General features: G+C 74.9%; 22 protein-coding genes. 13 read left to right on the forward strand and 9 right to left on the reverse strand.

What is annotated here, in order from left to right; translation table 11 throughout:
* Nucleotides 1-64: 64 nt before the first annotated feature.
* Both AB0881_RS07190 and AB0881_RS07195 read left to right on the forward strand, forming a co-directional pair.
* The gene (locus AB0881_RS07190; protein WP_366614977.1) at nucleotides 65-1,066 is read left to right on the forward strand and encodes an ATP-binding cassette domain-containing protein; all 1,002 of its coding nucleotides are present in this window, start codon (nucleotides 65-67) and stop codon (nucleotides 1,064-1,066) included.
* Entirely contained in the window at nucleotides 1,063-1,899 is an 837-nt protein-coding gene (locus AB0881_RS07195) for an ABC transporter permease (RefSeq protein ID WP_366614978.1), read from the forward strand. Before AB0881_RS07190 ends, AB0881_RS07195 begins: the two co-directional genes overlap by 4 nt.
* On the opposite strand, the gene AB0881_RS07200 is transcribed toward AB0881_RS07195, so the two are convergent.
* A complete protein-coding gene (locus tag AB0881_RS07200) occupies nucleotides 1,828-5,043 on the reverse strand; it encodes a BTAD domain-containing putative transcriptional regulator (protein ID WP_366614979.1) in 3,216 nt (1,071 codons plus the stop codon). The genes AB0881_RS07195 and AB0881_RS07200 overlap by 72 nt on opposite strands.
* A 59-nt stretch (nucleotides 5,044-5,102) precedes the next feature.
* Complete coding sequence (locus AB0881_RS07205) at nucleotides 5,103-5,945, reverse strand: alpha/beta hydrolase (protein WP_366614980.1); 843 nt, start codon at nucleotides 5,943-5,945, stop codon at nucleotides 5,103-5,105.
* A gap of 50 nt (nucleotides 5,946-5,995) precedes the next feature.
* On the opposite strand from AB0881_RS07205, the gene AB0881_RS07210 reads away from it, so the two are divergent.
* Nucleotides 5,996-6,568: an ABATE domain-containing protein gene (locus AB0881_RS07210; RefSeq protein ID WP_366614981.1), complete on the forward strand. Its 573-nt coding sequence runs from the start codon at nucleotides 5,996-5,998 to the stop codon at nucleotides 6,566-6,568.
* Between the two features lie 13 nt (nucleotides 6,569-6,581).
* Here the strand turns inward: AB0881_RS07210 and AB0881_RS07215 are convergent, their stop codons facing one another.
* The 3 genes from AB0881_RS07215 to AB0881_RS07225 all read right to left on the reverse strand — a co-directional run bounded on the left by AB0881_RS07215 (nucleotide 6,582) and on the right by AB0881_RS07225 (nucleotide 10,572).
* Nucleotides 6,582-8,120 carry a serine/threonine-protein kinase gene (locus tag AB0881_RS07215; RefSeq protein WP_366614983.1) on the reverse strand — a complete coding sequence of 513 codons (1,539 nt, stop codon included), beginning with the start codon at nucleotides 8,118-8,120 and terminating at the stop codon, nucleotides 6,582-6,584.
* Between the two features lie 143 nt (nucleotides 8,121-8,263).
* The gene (locus tag AB0881_RS07220; RefSeq protein WP_366614985.1) at nucleotides 8,264-9,856 is read right to left on the reverse strand and encodes an MDR family MFS transporter; all 1,593 of its coding nucleotides are present in this window, start codon (nucleotides 9,854-9,856) and stop codon (nucleotides 8,264-8,266) included.
* A 53-nt stretch (nucleotides 9,857-9,909) separates the two neighbouring features.
* Nucleotides 9,910-10,572 (reverse strand): TetR/AcrR family transcriptional regulator, encoded by a 663-nt coding sequence (locus AB0881_RS07225; RefSeq protein ID WP_366614987.1) that lies wholly within the window; start codon nucleotides 10,570-10,572, stop codon nucleotides 9,910-9,912.
* Between the two features lie 174 nt (nucleotides 10,573-10,746).
* Here AB0881_RS07225 and AB0881_RS07230 point away from each other — a divergent pair, with 174 nt between their 5' ends.
* The 6 genes from AB0881_RS07230 to AB0881_RS07255 all read left to right on the forward strand — a co-directional run bounded on the left by AB0881_RS07230 (nucleotide 10,747) and on the right by AB0881_RS07255 (nucleotide 15,836).
* Nucleotides 10,747-11,289: a hypothetical protein gene (locus AB0881_RS07230; protein ID WP_366614989.1), complete on the forward strand. Its 543-nt coding sequence runs from the start codon at nucleotides 10,747-10,749 to the stop codon at nucleotides 11,287-11,289.
* A 30-nt stretch (nucleotides 11,290-11,319) separates the two neighbouring features.
* A complete protein-coding gene (locus AB0881_RS07235; protein ID WP_366614990.1) occupies nucleotides 11,320-12,189 on the forward strand; it encodes an alpha/beta hydrolase in 870 nt (289 codons plus the stop codon).
* A gap of 97 nt (nucleotides 12,190-12,286) precedes the next feature.
* The gene (locus AB0881_RS07240) at nucleotides 12,287-13,201 is read left to right on the forward strand and encodes a patatin-like phospholipase family protein (RefSeq protein ID WP_366614992.1); all 915 of its coding nucleotides are present in this window, start codon (nucleotides 12,287-12,289) and stop codon (nucleotides 13,199-13,201) included.
* A complete protein-coding gene (locus AB0881_RS07245; protein WP_366614993.1) occupies nucleotides 13,198-14,421 on the forward strand; it encodes a macrolide family glycosyltransferase in 1,224 nt (407 codons plus the stop codon). The genes AB0881_RS07240 and AB0881_RS07245 overlap by 4 nt, the downstream gene beginning before the upstream one ends.
* A 3-nt stretch (nucleotides 14,422-14,424) precedes the next feature.
* A complete protein-coding gene (locus tag AB0881_RS07250; RefSeq protein WP_366614995.1) occupies nucleotides 14,425-14,913 on the forward strand; it encodes a hypothetical protein in 489 nt (162 codons plus the stop codon).
* A complete protein-coding gene (locus tag AB0881_RS07255) occupies nucleotides 14,910-15,836 on the forward strand; it encodes a hypothetical protein (protein ID WP_366614996.1) in 927 nt (308 codons plus the stop codon). The genes AB0881_RS07250 and AB0881_RS07255 overlap by 4 nt, the downstream gene beginning before the upstream one ends.
* A gap of 110 nt (nucleotides 15,837-15,946) precedes the next feature.
* Here AB0881_RS07255 and AB0881_RS07260 read toward each other — a convergent pair whose 3' ends face one another.
* The 4 genes from AB0881_RS07260 to AB0881_RS07275 form a co-directional block, all read right to left on the reverse strand.
* Nucleotides 15,947-16,573, reverse strand: a complete 627-nt coding sequence (locus tag AB0881_RS07260; protein WP_366614998.1) for a hypothetical protein — start codon at nucleotides 16,571-16,573, stop codon at nucleotides 15,947-15,949.
* Nucleotides 16,574-16,677: 104 nt separating this feature from the next.
* Nucleotides 16,678-18,003, reverse strand: a complete 1,326-nt coding sequence (locus AB0881_RS07265; protein ID WP_366615000.1) for an FAD-binding protein — start codon at nucleotides 18,001-18,003, stop codon at nucleotides 16,678-16,680.
* A gap of 160 nt (nucleotides 18,004-18,163) precedes the next feature.
* A complete protein-coding gene (locus AB0881_RS07270) occupies nucleotides 18,164-18,661 on the reverse strand; it encodes a MarR family winged helix-turn-helix transcriptional regulator (RefSeq protein ID WP_366615002.1) in 498 nt (165 codons plus the stop codon).
* Nucleotides 18,662-18,673: 12 nt separating this feature from the next.
* Nucleotides 18,674-19,879, reverse strand: coding sequence for an MFS transporter (locus tag AB0881_RS07275; protein WP_366615004.1), 1,206 nt, complete (start codon nucleotides 19,877-19,879; stop codon nucleotides 18,674-18,676).
* Between the two features lie 87 nt (nucleotides 19,880-19,966).
* Between AB0881_RS07275 and AB0881_RS07280 the strand changes: the two genes are divergently transcribed.
* The 4 genes from AB0881_RS07280 to AB0881_RS07295 all read left to right on the forward strand — a co-directional run bounded on the left by AB0881_RS07280 (nucleotide 19,967) and on the right by AB0881_RS07295 (nucleotide 24,274).
* Entirely contained in the window at nucleotides 19,967-20,425 is a 459-nt protein-coding gene (locus AB0881_RS07280; protein ID WP_366615006.1) for a helix-turn-helix domain-containing protein, read from the forward strand.
* 85 nt (nucleotides 20,426-20,510) lie between these two features.
* Nucleotides 20,511-21,701 carry an FAD-dependent oxidoreductase gene (locus AB0881_RS07285; protein ID WP_366615008.1) on the forward strand — a complete coding sequence of 397 codons (1,191 nt, stop codon included), beginning with the start codon at nucleotides 20,511-20,513 and terminating at the stop codon, nucleotides 21,699-21,701.
* Nucleotides 21,702-21,711: 10 nt separating this feature from the next.
* Complete coding sequence (locus AB0881_RS07290; protein WP_366615010.1) at nucleotides 21,712-22,650, forward strand: sigma-70 family RNA polymerase sigma factor; 939 nt, start codon at nucleotides 21,712-21,714, stop codon at nucleotides 22,648-22,650.
* Between the two features lie 223 nt (nucleotides 22,651-22,873).
* Nucleotides 22,874-24,274, forward strand: coding sequence for an erythromycin esterase family protein (locus AB0881_RS07295; protein WP_366615011.1), 1,401 nt, complete (start codon nucleotides 22,874-22,876; stop codon nucleotides 24,272-24,274).
* Nucleotides 24,275-24,276: the final 2 nt, after the last annotated feature.

The raw sequence follows: 24,276 nt of genomic DNA on the forward strand, positions 1-24,276 counted from the left end.
GCTCGGGGGGCCGCCGAAACCGGCGTGAAGGTGCGGTGAAACCGGGGCCGCCGAACCTGTGATCATGAGCGTTACAGAAGTGGAGACGAGATCCGGCACCGGGACGGCGGTGAGCGCCGTCCGGGCCGAGGGGCTGGTCAAGACGTTCGGCGCGCACCGGGCCGTCGACCGGATCGATCTGGACGTGCGGCCGGGCGAGGTCTTCGGGGTCCTCGGGCCGAACGGCGCCGGCAAGACCACGACCATGCGGATGCTGGCGACCCTGCTGCGGATCGACTCCGGGCGGGCCGAGATCTTCGGAGTGGACGTCGCGGCGAACCCGCACGTGGTCAGGCAGCTGGTCGGGGTCACCGGCCAGTACGCGTCGGTGGACGAGAACCTGACCGCGAGCGAGAACCTGTGGCTGTTCGGACGCCTCCAGGGCATCAGGTCCGCGCAGGCCAAGCGGATCGCGGCCGACCTGCTGGGGCGGTTCGGGCTGGAGCAGGCGGCCGGCAAGCCGATTGCGCAGTTCTCCGGCGGGATGCGGCGGCGGCTGGACCTGGCGGCCAGCCTCATCACCAAGCCGCCGCTGATCTTCCTTGACGAGCCGACCACCGGGCTCGACCCGCGCACCCGCGGCCAGATGTGGGACACCATCCGCGACCTGGTCACCGACGGCTGCACGGTCCTGCTGACCACGCAGTACCTGGACGAGGCCGACCAGCTCGCCGACCGGGTCGCGGTCATCGACCACGGCCGGAAGGTGGCCGAGGGAACCCCGGACGAGCTGAAGACCACGGTCGGCGACTCCGCCCTCCAGGTGGTGCTCGCCGAACCCGGCGACGTGGAGCGGGCCGTGTCGATCGTACGGGGCGTGCTCGGCGTGGAGCCCGTCCTCAGCCCGGAGCAGGGACGGCTGACCGCGCCGCTCGGCCGGGCCGACCTGGCCGCCGACGTGCTGATCGCGCTGCGCACCGCCGGGGTGCCGGTCGCGTCGGTGAGCGTGGACAAGCCCAGCCTGGACGAAGTGTTCCTGGCCCTCACCGGACACGAGGCCGGCGAGAACGACGGGGAGGACCGATGAGCACCCTGACCGCGCCGGCCCGCCGCACCGTGCGGGCCGCCGACCGCGTGGCGGCCGCACGGCGGCGCGTCACCCTGGGCGAGACGCTGAGCCAGACCATGACCATGGCCTGGCGGGCGGTGAAGAAGATGTTCCGCAACCCGGAGCAGTTCGTCGACGTGACGATGCAGCCGATCCTGTTCACGGCGATGTTCGCCTACATCTTCGGCGGCGCCATCGCCGGGGACGTGGGGAGCTACCTGCCGCTCATGATCCCCGGCATCCTCGCGCAGACCGTGCTGACCACGTGCATGGCGACGGGCACCCAGCTCCGCGAGGACCTGGAGAAGGGCGTCTTCGACCGGTTCAAGTCGCTGCCGATCGCCCGCATCGCGCCGCTGGCCGGGCCGATGGTCGCCGACCTGGTGCGGTACACGATCGCCGCCGGGCTGACGTTCGGCATGGGAATCCTGATCGGCTACCGGCCGGGCGGCGGCGTCGCCGGGACGCTCGCCGCGATCGCGCTGGCGATCGTCACGGGCTGGTCGCTGGCGTGGGTGTTCACCTGGATCGGCACGATCGCGCGCAGCGCCCAGGCGGTGCAGGGCATCTCGATGATGATCCTGTTCCCGCTGACGTTCCTGTCCAACGCGTTCGTGCCGGTGGACACGCTGCCCGGCTGGCTGGCCGCCTTCGTCAAGGTCAACCCGGTCTCGCACCTGGTCACGGCCGCCCGCGACCTCGCCAACCACGGGACCGTCAGCGGCGAGGTCGGCTGGACGCTACTGGCCTGCCTGATCTGCATCGCCGTCTTCGCCCCGCTGGCCGTGCGGAGCTACAAGCGGCACATGTGAGCCGCGGCCGCCCAGCCGCCGCCTGGCCTCGCCGAGCAGGTCGGGGCCGCGCCGATCGCCGTACTCCGCCCGGACGGCGGCGATCGTCCCCGGCGCGGCCCCTTCCGCGTACGGTTCGATCCGCTCGAAGGCCATGCTGGGCACCATGCGCTGGTAGGAGAAGCGCTCGGCCAGCACCAGCAGGGCGATCGCGTCGTCCGGCGGCAGGGCGCCGCGGAGCAGGCCCCACGCGCCGAGCGCGAACAGCATCGTCCCGGCCACCGGGTAGTCCAGCCACGGGTTGTCCGGGTTCAGCACCTCCCCGGCGAGGAAGGCGGACTGGGTGGCGAACAGCTCCTCGCCGTAGCGCACGTCCGCCGGGCCGGCGTGGTACGCGTGCGCGGTCAGCGAGATCGCCGCGGAGACGAGCACGAACGGTTCGGAACCCAGCTGCGGGAGTCCGGGCACCCGCAGGCCGCGGGTCCGCCGCACGGCCTGCCGGCACTTGGCCAGGGCCTCCGCGGGGTCGTCGCGGGCGAGCGCCAGCTCGGCCGCGCACATCGGGATGAACGCCAGGCCGAGCTGCACCGCCTCGCCGTCGCCGACCGCCGCCGTCAGCCCCGCGAACTCGGCCTCGGCCGTCTCCAGGTCGCCCGCCTGGATGGCGTTGAACATGATGAGGGAGCGCAGCTGCGCCTCGTCGTCGCCGGCGCCGACCCTGGCCATGACGGGCAGGGCGGCGCGGGCGTGGCCGTCCGCGCCCGCGCGGTCGCCCCGCTGCATGGCCAGCTGGGCCAGCGTGGCGTGCAGGATGGCCGCCGTCCACGGGCCCTCGTCCGGCCGGATCAGGGCCAGCGCGCGCTCCGCCGCCTCGGTCGCGGCCGCCAGCTCCCCGACGTTCTCCAGCGCGTGGCTCAGGGTCAGCGACGCCAGCAGCGCCAGGTCGCGGTCGGTGCTCCGGCTCAGCTTCGCCAGCCGCCGGTGCGCCTCGTCGCCGAACACCGGATCGGTGGCCAGCACCACCTCCGTCATCGCCCGCAGGCGGCCGTCGCCGATGTCGCGGTCCGGCAGGCGGGCGAGCAGGTCGCGCATCTCGCGGCCGCTCTCGGAGACCACCATCATGTTCATGAGCACCACGCTGAGCGCCGCCCTGGTCGGCTCCTCCAGCTCGGGGGGCGGGTACCAGCCGCGGAACGCACGGGCGATCGCGCCGCCGAGCGCGATGAGCCGGGGATGGTCGCCCTGGAGCGACCACAGCGCGCCGACGGCGACCAGCAGCCGCACCGCCGTCGCCCGGTCGCCCTCGGCGAGCGCCCGGCGCAGCAGGTCGGCCAGGTTGCCCTCCTCGGCGCGCAGCGCGTCCACCGCCGCGAACTGGCCGGGGCCGAACAGCTCGCCGGCGTGCCGCGCGCAGTACTCGACCGCCCAGGATCGCTGCGCCTCCCGCGCCCGCGCCGTCTCGCCGGCCTCGGCCAGGCGCATCAGGCCGAACTCCCGGACCGTCTCCAGCATGCGGTACCGCAGGCCGTACCCGGTCTCCCTGACGCTCAGCAGGGAATGCTCGACCAGCGCGTGAACGGCCTGCAGCGCCTCGGGACCCAGCAGGCGCTCGGCCGTCTCCAGGGAGAAGCCGTCGCCGAACAGCGACAGCCGGCGCAGCGCGGACCGTTCCGGCTCGTCCAGCAGGTTCCAGGACCAGTCGATGACCGCGAGCAGCGTCCGGTGCCGGTCGGGAGCGCTGCGGTCGCCGCCGCGCAGCAGGGCGAACCGGTCCACCAGCCGCCGCCCGATCTCCTCGACCGACATCACCCGCACCTTGGCCGCGGCCAGCTCGATGGCCAGCGGCAGCCCGTCGAGCCGGGTGACGATCTCCCGTACGGCGTCCGCGTCGAGCCGCACGTCCGGGCGTGCGGCCGTGGCCCGCTGCCGGAACAGCTCGACCGCGTCGCCCGTGCCCAGCTCGCCGAGCTGGTGGACCCGCTCGGCGGGGATCGCCAGCGGGGCCCGCGAGGTGGTGAGCACCCGCAGGTCGCGGGTGCCGGCCACGAGGAACGCCACCAGGTCGGCGACGGCCTCGATGACGTGCTCGCAGTTGTCCAGGATGAGCAGCGCGGGCACCTGGTCCAGATGCCTGGCGATGCGGGTGCGCACGTCGGCGCGCTGCTGCGGGGTCAGCACCCGCATCCCGGCGATCGAGTCGCGCACCCCGAGCGCCGCCCCCACCTCGCTCACCACGCCCTCCGGGGAGGACACGGCGACCAGCTCGACGAAGTACGCCACCGGCTGCGCGGCGTTCCGGCCCGCGACGTGCGCCAGCCGCGTCTTGCCCAGCCCGCCGGGGCCGACGATGGAGACGACCCGGCCGGTCTCCAGCAGGGCGTGGATGGTGCGGATGTCGCCGTCGCGGCCCAGCAGCGAGGAGCCGTCGTACAGGATGCCCTCGCGCACCGGCCGGTCGGCGGCCAGCAGCCCGGCGTGCACGCGCGCCAGCCCGGGGCCGGGGTCGGAGCCGAGCCGCTCGGCCAGGTCCGTGCGGTAGCGCTCGTAGCGTTCCAGTGCCGCGGCGGCGCCGCGTACCGCCGCCTCGCTGCGCAGCAGGCAGGCCAGCACCTCCTCGTCGTGCGGCCGGACGGCGGCGCACTCCTCCAGCAGGGGCAGGGCGTCCGCGTGGTCGCCGTCCCTGCTGAGCGCGACGGCCCGCACGCGGCGCGCCTCGGCCAGCCGCTCGGACGCGACCGCGCGCAGGTCGCCCAGCGGCCCGGTGGCCGGCCCGGGGCCGTTCCCGCCCAGGGCGATCGCCTCCTCGGCGTACCGGCGGGCCGACGCGGTGTCGCCCTCGCCCAGCGCCCCGCGCGCCCGTTCGGCGAGGTCGAAGAGCAGGAGCGCGTCCACCTGGCCGGCGGGCAGGCCGGACCGGTAGCCGCGTGCCGTGCGCACCACGGCGTCGGGGCAGGTGGCCGTGCGGGTGCGGGAGACCACCACCTGCAGCGCCTTGACGGGGTTGGCGGGCGGCTCCTCGCTCCACAGCTCCTGGATCAGGTGCCCGTCGCCGACGTCCGTCCCTCCGTGCAGCGCGAGCACGGCCAGCAGGGCCTGCGCGCGTTCGCCCGCCAGCGGCACGCCCCGCCAGCGGACACCGTCGAGCAGGGTCAGCAGTGGAGCCACACGTCCAAGCTTACGGGGACGGCGGGACGCGGCCGGTTCGGAAGACCGGCGCCTCGGCGTCAGGCGGCGAGGAACTCCCGCAGTTCGGCGAGCATCCGCTCGGGGCGTTCCTCGGCGAGGAAGTGGCCGCAGTCCTCGACCACCGTGCCGGTGACGTCCTCTGCGTAGTCGCGCCAGACCGCGACCGCGTCGATCCCGGCGAGGAAGCTGGCCCGTCCCCACAGCACGCGCAGCGGCATGGCGATCTTCCGGCCCGCCGCCGCGTCGGCGTCGTCGGCCTCGGCGTCGTCCGGGAAGGACGCCCGGTAGTCGTCGAAGCCGGCGCGCAGCGCGCCGGGCGCGGAGAACGCCCGGACGTACTCGGCGATGTCGTCCTCCGGCAGCGGGCGGTACGACCAGGCGTCGAAGAAGTGCCGCAGGTACCCGGCGACGTCCGCGCCGGCGAGCCGTTCCGGCAGGTCGGGCTGGAGGTGGAAGAGCCAGTGCCAGCTTCCGGCGGCCAGCCGGTGATCCATCCGCCGCCACATCTCCCGGGTCGGGACGACGTCCAGCAGCATCAGCCGGGTGATGTCGTCCGGGTGGTCCAGGGCCCAGCGGTGCGCGACCCGGGCGCCCCGGTCGTGGCCGACCACCGCGGCGGAGTCGAAGCCGAGCGCGGCCACGAGCTGGTGCAGGTCTTCGGCCTTGGTCCGCTTGTCGTGGCCGGTGCGCGGCTTGTCGCTGGAGCCGTAGCCGCGCAGGTCGGGCGCGACGACGGTGTGGCCGGCGGCGAGCGGCTCGATGAGCCGGTGCCAGCAGTGCCCGGTCTGCGGCCAGCCGTGCAGGAGCAGCACCAGCGGCCCCTCCCCCGCCCGCCGGTAGTACAGCCGGGTCCCGTTGACCTCGGCGATGTCCGTGATCATCTATAACCCCCTAAGACGGTTAGAGCCGAGCCTAACCCTAAGATGGGGTTATGGGCGACTGTGTGGGCGACTGGGTGTGGGACGGCGGGCGTTCCAGCGTCGATCTGCTCAACACGCTGCGAGACCGTGTCCGCGGCGGTCGCGAGACGCTTCACACCCCTGATGACCTGGCCAGATGGCTACGTGAGGCGGGCTTCACGCAGATCGGGGCGGCCGGACCGGCCGACCTGGCGGCCGCACGGCGGTTGCGCGGCGCGATCGACAGCGCGGTCTTCGCGGCCGCCGAGGGCCGGCCGGTGCCGGACGCGGCGGCGCAGGCGATCAACGAGGTGGCCGGTGCGGTGCCGCTCGCGCCGCGGCTGGCCCTCGACGCCGCCGGCCGCCCCTCGCGCGTGCCGTCGGGCCCCGCGGTGGCCACCGCGCTGGCGCAGGTGGCGGTGGACGCGATCGATCTGGTGACCGGCGCGGAGACGGGCAGGCTGCGCGTGTGCGCGGCCGACGACTGCGGCCTGCGGTTCGTGGACCGCTCCCCGGCCCGCAACCGGCAGTGGTGCTCGATGCGCCGGTGCGGCAACCGGGCGAAGGCCGGGCGGCACTACGCCCGCGGCCGGGCCCGTTCCTGAGGCCGCCGTCGCCTCAGCGGCGGGAGAACTCGGCTCTGACCCTGCTCGACCAGATGAACGGCTGGACGCCGAGCCAGATCAGGCCCAGGAGGAGGAGAGGGGCGATGAGGGGGGCGTTGCCGTCCGGTTCCCACTCCAGGCCGGATCCCGCGATCGTGTAGACGGGCACGACCCACACCAGGGCGAACAGGCCTTCGGCGAGCACGGCCGCGGTGAGCAGGGCGAGGCGGGCGGGCGGGTCCCTCACCCGTGCGGCGAGCGAGGGGTTCACCGCGGCGAACGCGAGCAGGAACGCGAGCGTGCTCAGTACCCAGGAGACCTCGAATCCGACGTGCGGCTCGATGACCGGGGCGGCCTCGTCATGCCGGTAGGCGTACACGATGAGGGCCTCCACGTGCACGCCGCCGAGGATCGCGATCATCAGGGCGAGGACGAGCGCCGGCCTGTGCGGCAGGAACCACAGCCCGCACATGACGATGAACGCCACGAGCACGGGCAGCATCAGAAGAGCCGCCTTCTGCGAGTGGATCCCGATGGGACTGTCCCCGCTGGACCCCGTCCACGGCCCGGCCAGGAAGGCCAGGACGGCGAGCGCGGTGCACGCGAGGGCGACTCTGACGAGCGCCGTCCGGTAGCGCGGGGGCGCGACGGCGCGGGCGGGCGGGTGGAGGATCGCGGTACGGGGCGGACGGTGACGGGCGGGCGGCCGGTCGTCGGACGCGGTCGCGGCGGCCGGGTCCAGGACGGCGTTCAGCAGGTCGCGGACCTGCGCGGCGGAGAGGCGCTCATCGGGGTCCTTGCGGAGGAGGCCGTCCAGGACCTGCGCCAGCGGCCCGCCGCACCGGGGCGGTGGCGGCTGCCGGGTGGCGATCGCGACGAAGACGGCGCCGTGGCTGGGCCCGTCGAACGGGCGGCGGCCCTCGACCGCCGCGTACAGGGTGGCGGCCAGGGACCACAGGTCCGAGGCCGGCGTGACGGCCCTGCCCTCCACCTGCTCGGGGGACATGTAGGCGGGCGTGCCCAGCACCATGCCCGAGCGGGTGATGGTGACGTCCCCCTCCAGCGCGGCGATGCCGAAGTCGGTGAGCAGGACCCTGTCGCCCTCCAGGAGCACGTTGGCCGGCTTGACGTCGCGGTGCACGACGCCCTGGGCGTGGGCGGCCGAGAGTGCGTCCAGCATCGCGAGCCCGATCTCCGCGACCTGGCGCCGCGGGAGCGCCTGCCGCTCGGCCAGCAGCTGTTCGAGGGAACGGCCGCGGACCAGCTCCATCACGATCCAGGGGCGGCCGTCCTCGCCCATCACCCGGTCGTGCACGGTGACGATGCCCGTGTGCCGCAGCCGGGCGGCGGCGCGGGCCTCGCGTTCCATCCGGGCGTACCAGACGCGCCGCTCCTGGTCGGTGACCTCCTCGGGCACCCGGAGTTCCTTGACGGCCACCTCGCGGTCGAGGTCGATGTCATGGGCCCGCCACACCGAGCCCATGCCGCCCTGGCCGATCAGGCCGAGGTTCCGGTACCGGCCCGCCAACACCCCGTCGCCATCCCAGCCCATGATCGAAATCTACCGGTCCGGAACGGCGGGGCGGAGGCGATCCCCCAACTGTCAGACATCTCTGTCTGCCTGGGCGCGCCGGAGCGGTGCCGGTACGACCCGCCGAACCGGTCGGCCGGCGGCGCGCCCCGGCGCGGGGCGTGTCACGTGGCGGCGGCCGGGGCCTTGCCGTCGCTCTCCTCCGCGAGCCGCTCCATGCCGCTGGTGGTCTTCAGCGGCTTCTCCTTGATGAACGGGACGATGAGCAGGACGAGCAGCGCGAACGGCGTGGCGACGAGGAAGAGATCGGCGGTGGCGACCCCGTAGGCGTGCTCGACGATGGCGCGCATCGGCGCGGGCAGGGTCGTCATGTCGGGGACGGAGTGGCCGGCCGCCTGGCCGCCGGCGGGGGCGCCGGCCGCCTGGAGGCTCTCGGTGATCTCGGCGGCGACGCGGTTGGCGAGGATCGCGCCGAGGACGCTGGTGCCGATGGTGCCGCCCATGCTGCGGAAGAAGGACAGCACGGAGGTCGCGGCGCCCAGCTCGGCCGCGGGGACGTCGTTCTGCGCGGCGAGCACGAGGTTCTGCATGAGCAGGCCGACGCCGATGCCGAGCAGTGCCATGTAGACGCTGAGCACGGCGAAGTGGGTGTCGGAGCCGATGGTGGACAGCAGGCCCAGGCCCGCGGTCATGAAGGCGGCGCCCGCGATGAGGTAGATCTTCCACTTCCCGGTGGCGCTGATGAGCTGCCCCGCGACGGTCGAGGACACCAGCAGGCCGAGGATCATGGGCAGGCTCATCAGGCCCGCGACCGTCGCGGACTTGCCCAGCGAGACCTGGAAGTACTGCGAGAGGAAGACGGTGCCGCCGAACATGGCCAGGCCGACCAGCAGGCTGGCGACGGTCGTCAGCGTCACGGTGCGGTTGCGGAAGATGCCGAGCGGGATGACGGGCTCGGGGACCCGCGACTCGACCAGGACGGCGGCGGCCAGCAGCAGCACGCCGCCGATGGTCAGGGCGGCGGTCTGCCAGGAGGCCCAGTCGAACTCCGTGCCGGCCAGCGAGACCCAGATCAGCAGGGTGCAGACGCCGGCGACGATCAGGAACGCGCCCAGGAAGTCGATCTTCACTTCGCGGCGGACGGTGGGCAGCTTCAGCGTGCGCTGCAGCAGCAGGATGGCCAGCAGCGCGAACGGCACGCCGATGAAGAAGCACCAGCGCCAGCCGAGCCAGGAGGTGTCCACCAGGACGCCGCCGATCAGCGGCCCGGCCACGGTGCCGACGGCGAACACGGCGCCGAAGATCCCGGCGTACTTGCCCAGCCGGCGCGGCGGGATGATCGCGGCCATCACGACCTGCGCGAGCGCGGTGAGGCCGCCCGCGCCGATGCCCTGCGCCACCCGGCTGAAGATCAGCAGCCCCACGTCCTGGGAGAAGCCCGCCAGCAGCGAGCCGACCACGAACATGCCCAGCGAGAGCTGGAGGAGGAGCTTCTGGTTGTAGAGGTCGGCGAGCTTGCCCCAGAGCGGCACCGTGGCCGTCATGGCCAGCAGTTCGGCGGTGACGACCCAGGTGTAGGAGGACTGGCCGGCGCCCAGGTCGGCGATGATCCGGGGCAGCGCGTTGGCCACCACCGTCCCGGCGAGGATGGCGACGAACATGCCCGCCATCAGCCCGGACATGGCCTGCAGGATCTGCCGCTGGGACATGGGGGCGGGGGACGCCTGGCCGGGCGCCGGTGGTGCGTTCACGGGCATCTCTTTCCGAGCTCTGGTGATTTCGAGGAACGGGCGGGGCGGGGTGGCCGGGCTCAGTGCGCTCCGGCCGGCCCGGACGGCGCGGGCAGGCCCTCGGCGAGGTGCTCGAACACCTCGTTGAAGACGTCGGTGAAGACGAGGTCGTCCTGCCGGGCGCACCAGTACTCGACGGCCACCCGGACGGCCGCGCCCGCGACCGCCGCCAGCAGCCTCGGATAGAGGCCCGGTGCCGGAGCCCGCCGCTCGCCGGGTCCGGAGGACGCGCCCGTGCCGACGCGGTCCGCGAGCGCCTCGGCGAGTTCGGCCTCGTCGGCCATGTGGACGCCCATGCTGCGGACGAGGAGGCGCGGCGACGCGCGCAGCACCTCGGCGTGCAGGCTCCACAGCTCGTTCTGCCGCACGACGTCGGCCAGCTCCGCCGCCATGGCCTCCCGCAGCGCCTCGACCGGCGAGAGGTCGGCGGGCGCCTCGGTCACCGCGCGCCGGATCCGGGCGCTCGACTCCGCGCCGATCATGACGAAGACGTCGTCACGGGTGGCGAAGTAGTTGAAGAACGTGCGCGCGGACACGCCCGCCGCCTCGCTGATCGCCTCGACGGTGACGTTGTCCGCTCCGTGCTCGACGGCCAGCCGTACCGCGGCCTCGACGAGGGCGGCACGCGTGGCGCGCTTCTTGCGCTCCCGCAGCCCGCCCTCACCGGCGCTATCCCCCCGCATGCTTTCATGTTATGAAAACATGCGCATTCTGCAAAATTCGGCGGCCGCGCGGCGGGGAACCCTTCCGGCGGCGCTGGGCGAAGCCGCGATCGCGGCACCGATGAGTTCCGGGCGCGCGGATGGTCGAATGGGCTCAGGAGAGCCGAATGGGCTGAGAGAGCCGAAGGAGGCCGTGTGACGACGTTCGCCCAGCTACGCAAGACCGCGCTGTCCCTGCTGGAGACCGGCCAAGAGGCCGGGCGCTCCGGGACGGTGGTGTTCACGGTGCGCGGCAAGCGCTTCGCTTCGACGGGCGGGGACGACGACGTGCACCTGCTCCTGCCCGAGGGCGAGGCGGACGAGTTCCTGGCGGCACACCCGGGGGCCGAGCGGCTGACGCATGGAGGGAAGGCGATCGGCGTCCGCGTCGGGCTCGCCGACATCAACGGGCAGCAGCTCAATCACTGGGTGCGGCGCGCGTGGCTCTCGCGGGCGCCGAAGCGGCTCTCGGCGCAGGCCGCCGCCGCGGACCCCGCGGCGGCCGGCGGCGTCGGCGACCTGCCCAGGGCCATCGGGCGGCCGGCCACGCGGGCGCTCGCCGCCGCCGGCATTACCACCCTCGCCCAGGTCGCCGAACTGACCGAGGCCGAACTGCGCGCGATGCACGGAGTCGGCCCCAAGGCCGTGGGCGTCCTCGGGGAGGCACTCGCCGCCGGCGGGCGCTCGTTCAAGCGATGAGTTCTCGCCGCGGAAGGAGTCCACAGGGGTATGACCGTGCAGACACTCCAGACGCCCGAGGCCGATCTCGTCTATGACGTCCGCGGCCCGCTCCCGCCCGCCGGCGGGCACCCGCCGCTGATCATGATCGGCCAGCCCATGACGGCCGACGGCTTCGCCACGCTGGCGTCCCACTTCCCCGAGCGCACCGTGATCACCTATGACCCTCGCGGCCTGGGCCGCAGCACCCGCAAGGACGGCCGGGACGACCATACGCCCCAGACCCAGGCCGGCGACGTGCACGCACTGATCGAGGCGCTCGGCGCGGGCCCGGTCGAGATGTTCGCCAGCAGCGGCGGCGCCGTGACCGCGCTCGCCCTGGTGACGGCCCATCCCGGCGACGTGACCACCCTCGTGGCGCACGAGCCGCCGCTCATCGCGCTGCTGCCGGACGCCCCGGCCGCCATGCGCGCCCGGGCCGGCATCCTCGACGCGTACCAGGCCAAGGGCTGGGGCACCGGCATGGCCGCCTTCATCGCGATGACGTCGTGGCAGGGCGAGTTCACCGATGACTACTTCGCCCGGCCCGTACCCGACCCCGCCGCCTTCGGGCTGCCGGCCGAGGACGACGGTTCGCGTGACGATCCGCTGCTGTCCGACCGGTCCTGGGCGGTCAGCGACTACCGGCCCGACATCGCGGCGCTGGCCGCGGCGCCCACCCGGATCGTGATCGCGGTGGGCGAGGAGACCGAGGCCGCCATCACCGCGCGCACCGCGGTGGCGGCGGCCGAACTGCTCGGCGGGCGGGCGACGGTGTTCCCCAGCCACCACGGCGGCTTCATGGGCGGCGAGTTCGGCCAGACCGGGCAGCCGGAGGCCTTCGCGCGCCGGCTGCGCCAGGTCCTCGACGACGCCCGCTGACGCGCGCACTCCTCGACATCCGCGCTGTCACAGATCCGGTGGCCCGCCTGTCTTAGCTGGGGACAGCACGTTCCCAGGCGATGGGAGAGGGTGGGCCATGAGGGGCACGCGTGCCGCGCCGGCGGGGCGGCCGGCCGGAGAGGCGGAACCGGCGGGTCTGGACGGCCTTCCCCGTCCCGTGGCGGCCGTGGTGGGAGCCGGGGGCGTGTACGGGGCCGCGCACTGCGGTGTCGGGTACGCGCTGGAGCGGCGCGGCTTCGTCCCGGACATGATCTTCGGGACGTCGGTGGGCGCGCTCAGCGGAGCGATCGCGGCCGCCCATCCCCGCGGGGCCGCGGCGCGGCTGGAGGCCGTCTGGACGAGGCTGCGCCGCCGCGAGGTGTTCCCGTTCGGCTACCTGCCGCGGCGGGCCGGGGTCTTCTCCGACCGGGGGCTGCGCGGGCTGATCGGCCGGGCGGGGCTGCCGGCGCGGATCGAGCGGCTGGAGGTCCCGTTCACCGCGGTGGCCATGGACCTGGTCACCGGCGACCAGGTGCTGCTCGACCGCGGCGATCTGGAGTCCGCGCTGCTGGCCAGCGCGGCGATCCCGGGGGTCCTGCCCCCGGTGGTCCGGGACGGCCGGACGCTCGTCGACGGCGGGGTGATCGCCTACGTCCCGGTCCTGGCCGCCCTGGCGGCCGGGGCCGCGAGCGTCGTCGTGCTGTCGACCGGGCCGGAGTGGTGGTCGCCGCGCCCCGCCGTGCCGCCGCGGCGGGCGGGCGCGGTCGCCGTCCGGGCCGGGCTGCTGCTGTTGCACCATCAGATCGAGCGCGATCTGCGCGAGGTGGCCCGGCAGGTCCCGACCGTCGTGATGCCGACCGGGGTCGACGCCTGGCCCGCGCCCTGGGACTTCGGGCATTCCCAGCGGCTGATCGACACCGCCGCGCTGGCCGCGGGGCGCTTTCTCGACCGGCTGCGCATCACCGGGCCCGGCCTGTACCGGGACGGCTCCGCATCGGAGGCCCGCGCGTGAGCACCATCGCGTTCCTCAACATCGGCATGCACGGGCACATCAACCCGACACTGCCGGTCGTGGCCGAGCTCGTCCGCCGCGGGCACACCGTCACCTACCACGCCTCCCCCGCGTTCGCGAAGGAGATCGAGGCCGCCGGCGCGGCCGTGCGGCTCTACCCGGGAGGCGACCGGCCGCTCCCGGACCCGCCGACGCCGGTCACGATGCTGGGCGGGCTCGCGCGTACGGCCGTCGAGGTGCTGCCCGCCGTGCTGTCGGATCTGCGGCGCGACCGGCCGGACCTGATCGTCCACGGCTCGGCCTGCCCGTGGGGCGCGGTCGCCGCCGCCGAGCTCGGGGTGCCGGCGGCGGCGTCGTTCACCACGTTCGCGTTCAACGGGTCCGTGCCCAGCCCCACCCGCGCCTCCTGGGAGCTGCTCGCCGAGGCGGCGGCCCGGCCCCGCGACGCCGCGGCCTACCTGCGGTCGCGGTGGCTGCTGCACCGCCGCCACGACACGCGCGGGCTGCCGCTGCTGGACCTGGCGAACGTCCGGCAGCCGCTCAACCTCGTCTACACCTCGCGCACGTTCCAGCCCGGCGCCGACGCCTTCGACGGGTCGTACCGGTTCGTCGGCCCGAGCCTCGGCGCCCGCCCGCCGGACCCGTCCTTCCCCGCGGACCGGCTGCGCGACCCGGTGCTGTACGCCTCGCTGGGCACGGTGATCGATCCGAACCCGCGGCTGCTGCGGACCTTCGCGGCCGCGCTCGCGCCGCTGGCCGGCACCGTGGTCGTCTCCACCGGGTCCGCCGACCCGGCCGCGCTGGATCCGCTGCCGGCCAACGTGCTCGCCCTCCCGTTCGTCCCGCAGCCGGAGGTGCTGGCCCGCGCCGCGATGTTCGTCACCCACGGCGGGATGAACAGCGTCAACGAGGCCACGCACGCCGGCGTCCCGATGCTGGTGGTCCCGCACGGCGCCGACCAGCCGCTGGTGGCCCGGCGGGTCGCCGAGCTCGGCGCCGGCCTGTCGATCGGCGTGCGGGACGTCACCGAGGAGTCCGTGCGCGCCCTCGCCCGGCGCCTGCTCGGCGAGCCGCGCTTCCGGGACGCGGCCGCCATCCTGCGGGCCGTCCAGCGCGAGGCGGGCGGCCACCTGCGAGCCGCCGACGAACTCGAGCACTACCTGAACCGCGCCGGCCGGACCGTCCCGCCGGCCCACGCAAAACCGGCCGGGGAGCGCTGACCGATGTCACCCGCCGTCGCCGTCCTGCTGCTGGCCGCCGGGCTGTCCGAGGCCGCCGGGCGGATCCTGCCCCTCGTGTCCCGCCGGTCCGGCATGTCGCCGCACATCATGGTCGGGCTGCTGCTGATCGGGTCGGTGGTCGAGAGCGCCGTCATCGCGCTGTGGCCGGTGACCGCGGGCGCCCTCGCCGAACTGGTGGCGTCCGCTCCCCCGGCGGGGCCCGCGCCGTCCTGGACGCCCGGCCTGATCGCCCCGCTGCTGCTCGCCGCCGTCATCGCGTTCCCGCTGCTCGGCCCCCTGCTGCACCTGCTGCTCCTCGTGGGCGTCGGGGCCGGACTGGCCGGACCGCTCGCCGCGGCGACGGGCCTGGGCTGGTGGGCCGCCGCCGGATGCGTCGCGCTCGCCGGGTTCGGGCTCGCCGCCGCCGTCGACGCCGTCCGGCGCCTGTTCGCGGCGGCCCTCGCCACCGGTGCTCGGGAGCCGCTCGCATGAACTGGTTCCCCCTGCTCGCCCTGGCGCTCGGCGCGGTCCTGCTCGCCGAGGCGCTCCTCGCGCGCTACGAGGTGATGGTCTTCATCGCCGGCTGGCGGACTCCCGCCGGCGAGCTACCGCAGGGCGTGCCGTACGCCCGGGGCGCGGACGCCGACCGTCCGCCGGACGCCTACGTGGTCTACCTGGACGGCATCGGGAAGCGCCAGTTCCGCGACACCCGCGACGGGGGCCAGCTGGTCAAGGCGATCATCGCCGGCGCCCCCGAGCTGCGGGTGCTGGGCCAGGTGCAGCCGTACTCGCCGGTGGCCGCCCCGCTCCTGGACCGGCCCGTGTGGGCGTGGCTCCGCCGCCACATCGGGCTGCTGCTCTTCCTGCACAACGTCATGCAGATCTTCGTCGCCGCCGACCGCCGGTACCGGCCGCTGTACAACCGCGCCGTCGGCGCCCAGATCGCCGGCCAGCTGCGGTACGCCGGCTACCGGCCCGGCAGCGGGATCCCGGTGGTGCTGCTCAGCTACAGCGGCGGCGCCCAGGTCGCCACCGGCGCGGCCGGCGAACTGCGCGAGCGGCTGCGCGCTCCGCTGCTGCTGATCAACATCGGCGGGTTCCACAACGGCGCCAACGACCTCACCGGCGCCGACCACCTCCACCAGCTCACCAGCGCCGCGGACCACATCGAACGGGTGGGCGCCTGGATCTTCCCGCAGCGCTGGCGGGTGCTCCGCCGCAGCGGCTGGAACCGGGCCCGCCGCGCCGGGAAGGTCACCGTCCACCGGCTCGATCCGGCCACCCACATAGGGCGGCGCAGCTACATCAGCCCGGCCGCGCGGCTGCCCGACGGCCGCACCCACCTCGACCGCACCGCCGGCACCGTGATCGCCCTGATCCGCGCCCACCACGGCGCGGCCGCCGGGACGGGCTGAGAGCCCGGCGCGCCGCAGGCCCGCGATCCCGGCGCCGCTCACCGTGCTCGTCACGATGAACGGCGTCCACGGCATCCGGAACGTGGCCGTGGCCGCGTCCCGGGAGGGGCTCATCGCAGGTGTTCCAGCGCGGCCCGGTACTGCTGCTCGACGCGGTCGAGGTCGTCGCGCCCGTAGTGCGATGCCTCGATCAGCTCCGTGTACACGCCGATCGCGTCCTGGCCCAGGAGGTCGACCTCGCCGGGCACCGAGCGGCCGCGGTAGCGCTCGATGATCGATTCGTCGCCGCGGCGGCGCTCGTTCCGGTACTTGGCGAGGAGGCGGGCCAGCCGCGCCCGCGCGTCCGCGGCGTGCGCCATCAGCTCCGCCGGGGTGGCCGGGGCGCCGTCCGCCGCCTCGGGCCCGCCGCCGGCGAGCGCCTCCCGCACGCGGCCCGCGACGCCCTTCGACGGGTCCAGGAAGTGGTAGGCCCACAGCGCCCTGCGGGCGGCGCTGACGGCCTGGCGGCCCCTGCCGAGCCGGTCCCACAGCAGGGCCTGGTCGTAGCAGGTCGAGCCGAGCACCCACGTGTGCTGGAGATCGTACGGCTCCGCGCGCTGCGACCGCGTGATGATGCGCTCCGCCCGCATGCTCGCGAGCACCGCGTCACGCCAGCGGCCCGCCGCGGTGTGCGCCTTCACCGCCTCCAGTTCGGTGCCGAACTTCCCGGTCTGGCTCCGTACGCTCCTGCGAAACACCGCGCTCCCTGGGGTGGGTCCTGCCGCGAGATTGTCGCAGCCGCTCCCGCGCGCGGAAAGGGTCCGCCGTGCTTGGCCGGGCCGCGAGTGCGACCACGGCCGTCTCATCCGGCGGTGCGGGCGGCGGCGGCCGGGGCGGGCGGGATGTTGTGGACGAGGCCGAAGACGTTCTCGGGGTCGTACCCGCGCTTGACGTCCGCCAGCCGGCGGTGGTCGGCGCCGCTGTAGGCGTCGGCGGTCCGGGCGGGATCGTGCAGGAAGTTCAGGAACGCGCCGCCGCTGTAGGGGCGCAGGGCGCGGGCCAGGGCCGGCGTCCGCCTGTCGGCGATCACCGAGAGGCGGGTGGCGCGGGGGCCTGCCGGTCCTGCCTCGGGGCCCGGGCGCCCCATCGCACCGGCCCAGTGGCGGATCTCCACCGCCGGCCCGCCGTCTGATCCGGCGGCGCGCACGATCGCCGCGATCGCCGCGTCCGGCAGTTCCTCCAGCAGGTCCACCTGGGCGGGGGCGGTGCCGCCCATCTCGGCCTCAGCGTACGGCAGGGCGCGGAAGTCCTCGGTGAGCGCCGGGCCGGCGGCCCGCGTCAGCGGCCGCAGCAGGCGCCGGGCCTGGCCGGCCTCCCCGGCGTACAGCACCTTGAGCTGCAGGACGCGGCGGCCGCGGACGGACGGGTGCGCCTCGGGCGCGTCGGGCATCGAGGTGAACACCAGCGCGGTGCTGAGCTCGTCGGGCACCCCGCCGATCCAGTCGCGGTAGCGGGCGACGATCTCGGCGGCGCGCTCGGCCGGGAAGCAGGCCGTACCGGCGAAGACCTCGGCCACCGGGTACAGCCGGAACTCCAGCGCGGTGACCACGCCGAAGTTGCCGCCTCCTCCGCGCAGCGCCCAGAACAGGTCGGGGTGGCTCTCGGGGGACGCGGTCACGAGCCGTCCGCCGGCCGTGACGACCTGGGCGCGCAGCACGCTGTCGGCGGCGAAGCCGTACGCGCGGGAGAGCCAGCCCATGCCGCCGCCGAGGGTGTAGCCGGTGACGCCGACGCCCGGGTGCGATCCCGACAGGCCGGCCAGGCCGAACGGCGCGGCGGCCGCGAGGACCCGTTCCCAGCGGGTGCCGGGACCGACGCGGGCGAGGCGGCGGTGCGGATCGACGAGCACGCCGGCCATCCGGGACGTCCTCAGCAGCAGCCGGCCGTCGCAGGCCGTGTGGGTGCCGTGCCCGGTGGCCTGCACCGCCAGGCCCGTGCCGGCCTCGCGGGCCGCCAGGACCGCCGCCCGCACGTCCTCCGTGCCGGTCGCCTCGGCGACCAGCGCGGGCCGCGGGTCGACCGGCGCGAACGGGGTGCCGCGGAGCCGCTCGTATCCGGTGGCTCCGGGCAGGTGCACCGGGCCGGCGAAGTCCGCGTGCAGCCGGCGGGCGGCGATGGAGGTGCTCATGGTGACGGCTCTTTCCAGGAGGTCCCGAACCGCGCCGGCGGGCGGCCGGCGCGGGTGGATCGGCGGGGGCACCCCTGGCCCTCCGTGGCGGAGGGAGAGCCGCTCCCGGTCTCTCTGGAACCAAGCTATAGTCACGATTCTTGATAGTCAAGCTTCGTGACTAAATCCCCGGCACGTCACCGTCCTCCTGAGAGCGCCAGTCGCGCTGTTGCTCGGTGATCCGCTGGAGCATCCGCTTGAAGTCCGTGAACGTGCCGCCCCCCAGCGCCCGCTCGTGGCGCTCCTCCATCGCCGCCAGGATGGAGCGCGCGGTGGCGATCTCGTCCTTGCCGCGGGCGGTGGGGACGATGAGCTTGGCGCGCCGGTCGGCCGGGTCGGGTTCGCGGCTGACGTAGCCGAGCCGGACGAGCTCGTCGACGATCGTTCCGACGATCTGCTTGTGCTGGCCGGAGCGTTCGGCCAGGTCGGTGGCGCGCAGCCCGCCCGCGTGCAGGTGGGCCAGGACCGTGCCGTGCCGGGGCCGGACGTCGGGATGGCCCCGCTCGGCCAGCCGCTGGAACAGCTCGTCCTGGATCGCGCGCATCAGCCGGCCGGTCAGCACGCCCAGGTCGGGCCCGGTCTCGCTCGCCATGGTGGAGCACTCCCCGAAGTCGGTCATGAATATTGACGATCAATGTTCATGACTATAACGGAGGGTGGCCGGGGACCGGCGGTCGGCGGTGCCGGCAGGCGGGCGCCCGCCGGTCGCCCAGACGGCCAGCGCGCAGGCCGCGAATCCGGCTCCGAGGAGGCTGGTGCCCGCCCAGCCGTGGACGGCGTAGACGGCGGTGGTCGCCGCCGCGCCGAGGGCGGAGCCGAGCGAGTAGAAGACCATGTAGCCGCCGATGGCGCCGCTGGTGCGATCCGGATAGGCGGCGGTGAGCAGGTGCTGGCCGCTCACGTGCACGGCCTGGACCGCGAGGTCGAGGACCACGATCCCGGCGATGAGGAGCCACAGCGAGCGCGGCAGCTGGGCTATCGCCGCCCACGCCAGGACGAGCAGGGAGAGCGCGAGACCGGTGACCGGAGCCGCCCGCCCCGCGTCCGCCCACCGTCCCGCGCGCGCCGCGCCGAGCGCACCGGCGAGGCCCGCGATGCCGAACAGCCCGATCTGACTCTCGCTCAGCCGCCACGGCCCGTCCGCCAGCGGCAGGGACAGCCCGCTCCACAGCGTTCCGAACGACGCGAACAGGAAGAACGCGATGAGCCCGCGCGTGAGGAAGAAGCGCTGCCCGAACAGTCCGCCGAGCGAGGCGATGGCGTGCCCGTACCCCGCGGGCCGGCGGGTGCGCCCCTCCGGCGGCAGTACGGCGAGGACGAGCGCCGCGAGCGCGAGCGACAGCACCGCCAGCACGGCGTAGACGCTCCGCCAGCCCCACATCTCGGCGAGGGCGCCGGCGACCGCGCGGGCGCCCAGGATGCCGGCCACGACGCCCGAGGTCACGACACCGATGCTCCGTCCGCGTTCGGTGGGCGGCGAGACCGCCGCGGCGTAGGCGACCGCGGTCTGCACCACGACCGCGAACAACCCCGCCGTCGCGAGCCCGGCGAACGCCGCCCACGCGGCCGGGGCCGCGGCCGTCAGGGTCGCGCCCACCGCGATGAGGGCCAGGTGCCCGGCGATGAGCGGACGCCTGTCGATCACATCGCCGAGCGGCACCAGCAGCACCAGCCCCGCCAGGTACCCGACCTGGCCGGCGGCGACGATCCATCCGGTGAGGCCCGCCGGCACTCCGAGATCGCGCCCCATCGGCTCCAGTACGGGCTGCGCGGCGTACACGCCCGCCACCGCGACACCGCACACCACCGCGAGCAGCGCCCGCCGCCCCCTGTCCATCGCGACCCCATCTCGATTAGTAGCAAATTGCAACCGATCGGACCGTACGGCACAATGGTTTCAATCCGCAACTCATCGGGAGGTGCCATGCCGCGCCCCACCACGCGCGCCCCGGACGCCGGCTGGACGGACCCGGACTGCCCCGTCGCCCGCACGCTCGACCTCGTCGGCGACAGGTGGAGCCTGCTCGTCGTCCGCGACGCGATGGACGGGGCACGGTCGTTCACCGAGTTCCAGCGGCGCACGGGCATCGCGCGCAACATCCTCACCGACCGCCTCCGCAAGCTCACCGCGAACGGCCTCCTCGCGCAGCGGACCGCCCCCTCGGGCCGCCGGCGGGAGTACGTGCTCACCGACGCGGGGCGCGATCTCTTCCCGGTCGTCGTCACCCTGCGGCAGTGGGGGGAACGCCACGCCTTCGCCCCCGGCGAGGCCCACTCGGTCCTCGTCGACCGGCACGGCACCCCGGTTCCGGAGATCGCGCCCGTGAGCGCCGACGGCACCTCCCTCGGCACCGAGACCACCCGCGTGCGGAAGGTGCGGTGACGCGCTTCACACCCCGCTCCTGTCAGGAATCCGGGACCTGTCCCGCTCAAGGGGGCAAGGAAGCGAACCTGACAGGAGCGACACCATGAAGCACCGCATCCTCGTCCTCGGCGCCGGGTACGCCGGGGCCTACGCCGCCGGGAACCTCGCCCGCCGCCTCTCCCCGGCCGACACCGAGATCACCGTGGTGAACGCCGAGCCCGGGTTCGTCGAGCGGCTGCGGCTCCACCAGCTCGCGGCCGGCCAGGAGCTCAGGAAACGCGAGCTGGCCGACGTGTTCGCGGGCACCGGGGTGCGGCTGCGCCTGGCGCGCGTCACCGCCGTGGACCCCGAGCGCAGGACCGTCGCGGTGACCGACGGGAACGGCGACGACGAGCTCGCGTACGACACCCTCCTCTACACGCTCGGCAGCCGCGCCGCCGACCGCGGCGTCCCCGGCGTCGCCGAGTACGCCTTCGACGTCGCCGCCCGCCCTTCGGCGCTGCGCCTGCGCGAGCGCCTGGACGGCCTGGGCGAGGGCGCGAACGTGCTGGTCGTCGGCGAGGGCCTGACCGGGATCGAGACCGCCGCCGAGATCGCCGAGTCGCGCCCCGGCCTGTCGGTCGCGCTCGCGGCCCGGGGCGAGCTGGGCGCCGCGCTCTCCCCCGGCGCCCGCCGCCACCTGCGCCGGGCCTTCGACCGGCTCGGCGTCACCGTCCACGAGCACACCGCCATCGAGTCCGTCGGGCCGGCGCACGCGGCCGGCGCCGGCGGCACCCGCTTCCTGGCCGACGCGACCGTGTGGGCGGCCGGGTTCGCCGCCTCCCCCATCGCGGCCGCCGCCGGCCTGGAGGTCGCCGGCACCGGGCAGATCGTCGTCGACGCCACCATGCGCTCGGTCTCGCACCCGGACGTCTACGCCGCCGGCGACAGCGCGTACGCGATCGGCGAGAACGGCCGGCCGCTGCCGATGTCCTGCGCCTCGGCGGGCTTCACCGGCATGCAGGCGACCGACGCGATCGCCGGGCGGCTGACCGGCCACCGGATCTCCAGCACCAGGCTGGTGTACGTCGGCAACCACATCAGCCTCGGCCGGCGGGACGGGATCATGCAACTCGTCGACGGCGCTGCGCGGCCGAAGTCGTGGTACGTGGGCGGGCGGTCGGCCGCACGGTTGAAGGCGGGGATCCTCTGGACCGCCCTCTGGGGCATCTCGCACCCGACCTTCGGCCTTCCCAAGCGCAGGCACCGCGCGGCCGCCGTGCCCGAGCGGGCCGCCGAGCGGGCCGCCGCGTAGGTTGGTCCGCGTGGACGGCACCGCCACCGAGCGCTTCGAGGCCGGCCGGCCCCGGCTGGCCTCGCTCGCGTACCGCCTGCTCGGCTCGGCCGCCGACGCCGAGGACGCCGTGCAGGACGCGTTCCTGCGCTGGCAGGCCGCCGACCGGGAGCTGATCGAGGTCCCGGAGGCCTGGCTGACCAGGATCGTCACCAACCTGTGCCTCGACCGGCTCCGCTCCGCGCGGGCGCGCCGCGAGCACGCCGCCGGCGCGAGGCCGCCCGAGCCGCTGCTCGAGGGCGACCCGATGCTCGGCCCGGCCGACACCGCCGAGCAGCGCGAGTCGGTGTCCCTGGCCGTGCTGACCCTCATGGAACGGCTCTCACCGGTCGAACGGGCCGTCTACGTCCTGCGCGAGGCCTTCTCGTACGGCCATGCCGAGATCGCCGACATCCTCGGCATCACCGAGTCCGCCAGCCAGCAGCACCTGCACCGGGCCCGGCGCCGTGTCGCCGCCGCGCGCCGCCGCGGCCGCGAGGCCGACCCCGCGGCGGCGCGCGCGGTCGTCGAGGAGTTCCTCGCCGCGGCCGCGTCGGGCCGTACCGAACGGCTGGTCGCGCTGCTCACCGACGACGCAACCGCGATCTCCGACGGCGCCGGCCTGGCCAGGACGCCCGCGCTGTACCGCACCCCCGAGCGCATCGCCGCCGTCGCGCGGGCCGGGTTCAGGCCCACCCCCGCGAAGCGGCGGCTGGTCGGCGGCTCCCCCGCGTTCCACCACGGGCTGGTGAACGGCTCCCCCGCCGTCCTCGCCGTGCTCGGCGACCGGGTCGTCGGCACCGTGGCGTTCGAGATCAGGGACGGCAGGATCGCGGGCGTGCACGGCATCGCCGCCCCGGACCGGCTCGTCCGCCTCACCGAGGAATGGCGGCGGCGCGCGTCCGACCCGCCGGTCATCGCCGTGTGGTGACGGCGCCGGGCGACCGGACGGCAGGGGCGCGCGCCGTCGCGGACCGCCGCGTCAGGACGAGGCCAGGGAAGCGGCCGCGGCCGTACGCCGGCGGGCGGCCTGGACGACCGGGCGGTACGACGGATGCGGTAGCCGCGGACACCCCCGCGAGCGGACGTTCCGGAGCGCTCCTCTCACCGACGCTGGGGGCCGAGCCAAGACGACTCGGCGAACGGAGCGGAACATGAGAGCCAAGGAACCCCCGGCGACCGGACGGTACGCGCTGCGCCTGGCCGCGGCGGGCGTGGCGGCGGGCGTGACCGCGACCACCGTCGCGGTCATCCCCGCGGCGGCGCAGGCGGGGCCGGCCGGCGGCGAACGCGCGGTGGGCGCCTGGATCGACCGGAACGCGGTGCCCCTGACCACCGATCCGCGGGCGCCGCTCGACGATCTGGGCGCGCTGCGCGGGATCGCCGGAGAGGCCGCGGTGGTGGGGCTGGGCGAGTCCACGCACGGATCCCGGGAGCAGTTCCGCGCCAAGCACCGGATGGCGCGGTACCTCGTGGAGCGCATGGGCTTCCGGACGATCGCGATGGAGCACGACTTCTCGCACGGAGTGGAGATCGACCGCTACGTGACGACGGGCCGGGGCGACCCGCGCGAGATCGTCATGGGCATGAGGTTCCCGTTCTGGATGAGCGAGGAGATCCTCGACATGGTGCGCTGGATGCGCTCCTACAACCTCGCCCACGACCGGCAGGTGAGGTTCCTGGGCGCCGATCTCACCCGGTTGCGCGACCGCGGCTTCGACGAGGTCACCGGCTACGTGCGGCGGGTCGCGCCCGGCCGGCTGGCCGAACTGGAGCGGCTGCTGGCCCCGCTCCGGCACACCGACGACGGCCAGTTCGAGTGGTATCGAGGGCTGACGGACGAACAGCGCCGCCGGCACATCGAGGACGCGCGCGCCGCGTACGATCTGGTGCGCGAGGTCCCGGCGACGGCGCCGCGCACCGCGCGCGAGTACGCCGAGCAGCATGCCCGGACGATCCTCGGCTGGTACGAGTCGTTCGCGGAGGAAGGGTTCAGCCCCCGCCGCGAGGCGTTCATCGCCGACACCCTCCGCTGGTGGCGGGGGACGATGGGCGGCGGCCGGATCGCCTATTCGGCGGCGAGCGCGCACACGTCCAAGGCGCCGGCCATCACCTACCGCTTCCCGGGCGGTGGCTGGCGGGCCACGATGGCGGGCGGCCACCTGCACGACCGGCTGGGCCGGCGGTACGTCTCGATCGGCGCGGTGTTCCACCAGGGCGCCATCACCTCCAGCTTCGGGCCCGGGCTGGGGTCGTACCCGATCGCCGCGCCGCCGCCCGGCCTGCTGGACGCCACCCTGGGCAGGGGCCGCCGTGCCGACTACCTGCTCGACCTGGGCGCGCCGGCGCCCGGGCCGGTCCGGTCCTGGCTGGACGCCCCGGCGACCGCCCGGATGATCTGGCCCTCGTACGCGGGCGGCGGCGACGGCTCGGACCATGTGATGACCGTGCCCTCGCTGCGCGGGGCGTTCGACGGCCTCGTCCACATCCGCAGGACCACGCCCAGCAGGCTGCTCGGCGATCAGGAGGGACGAGCGGCGGCGGGCGCGCGATGATG

It is taken from the genome of Spirillospora sp. NPDC029432, from assembly GCF_040703975.1.
Lineage (GTDB): Bacteria > Actinomycetota > Actinomycetes > Streptosporangiales > Streptosporangiaceae > Spirillospora.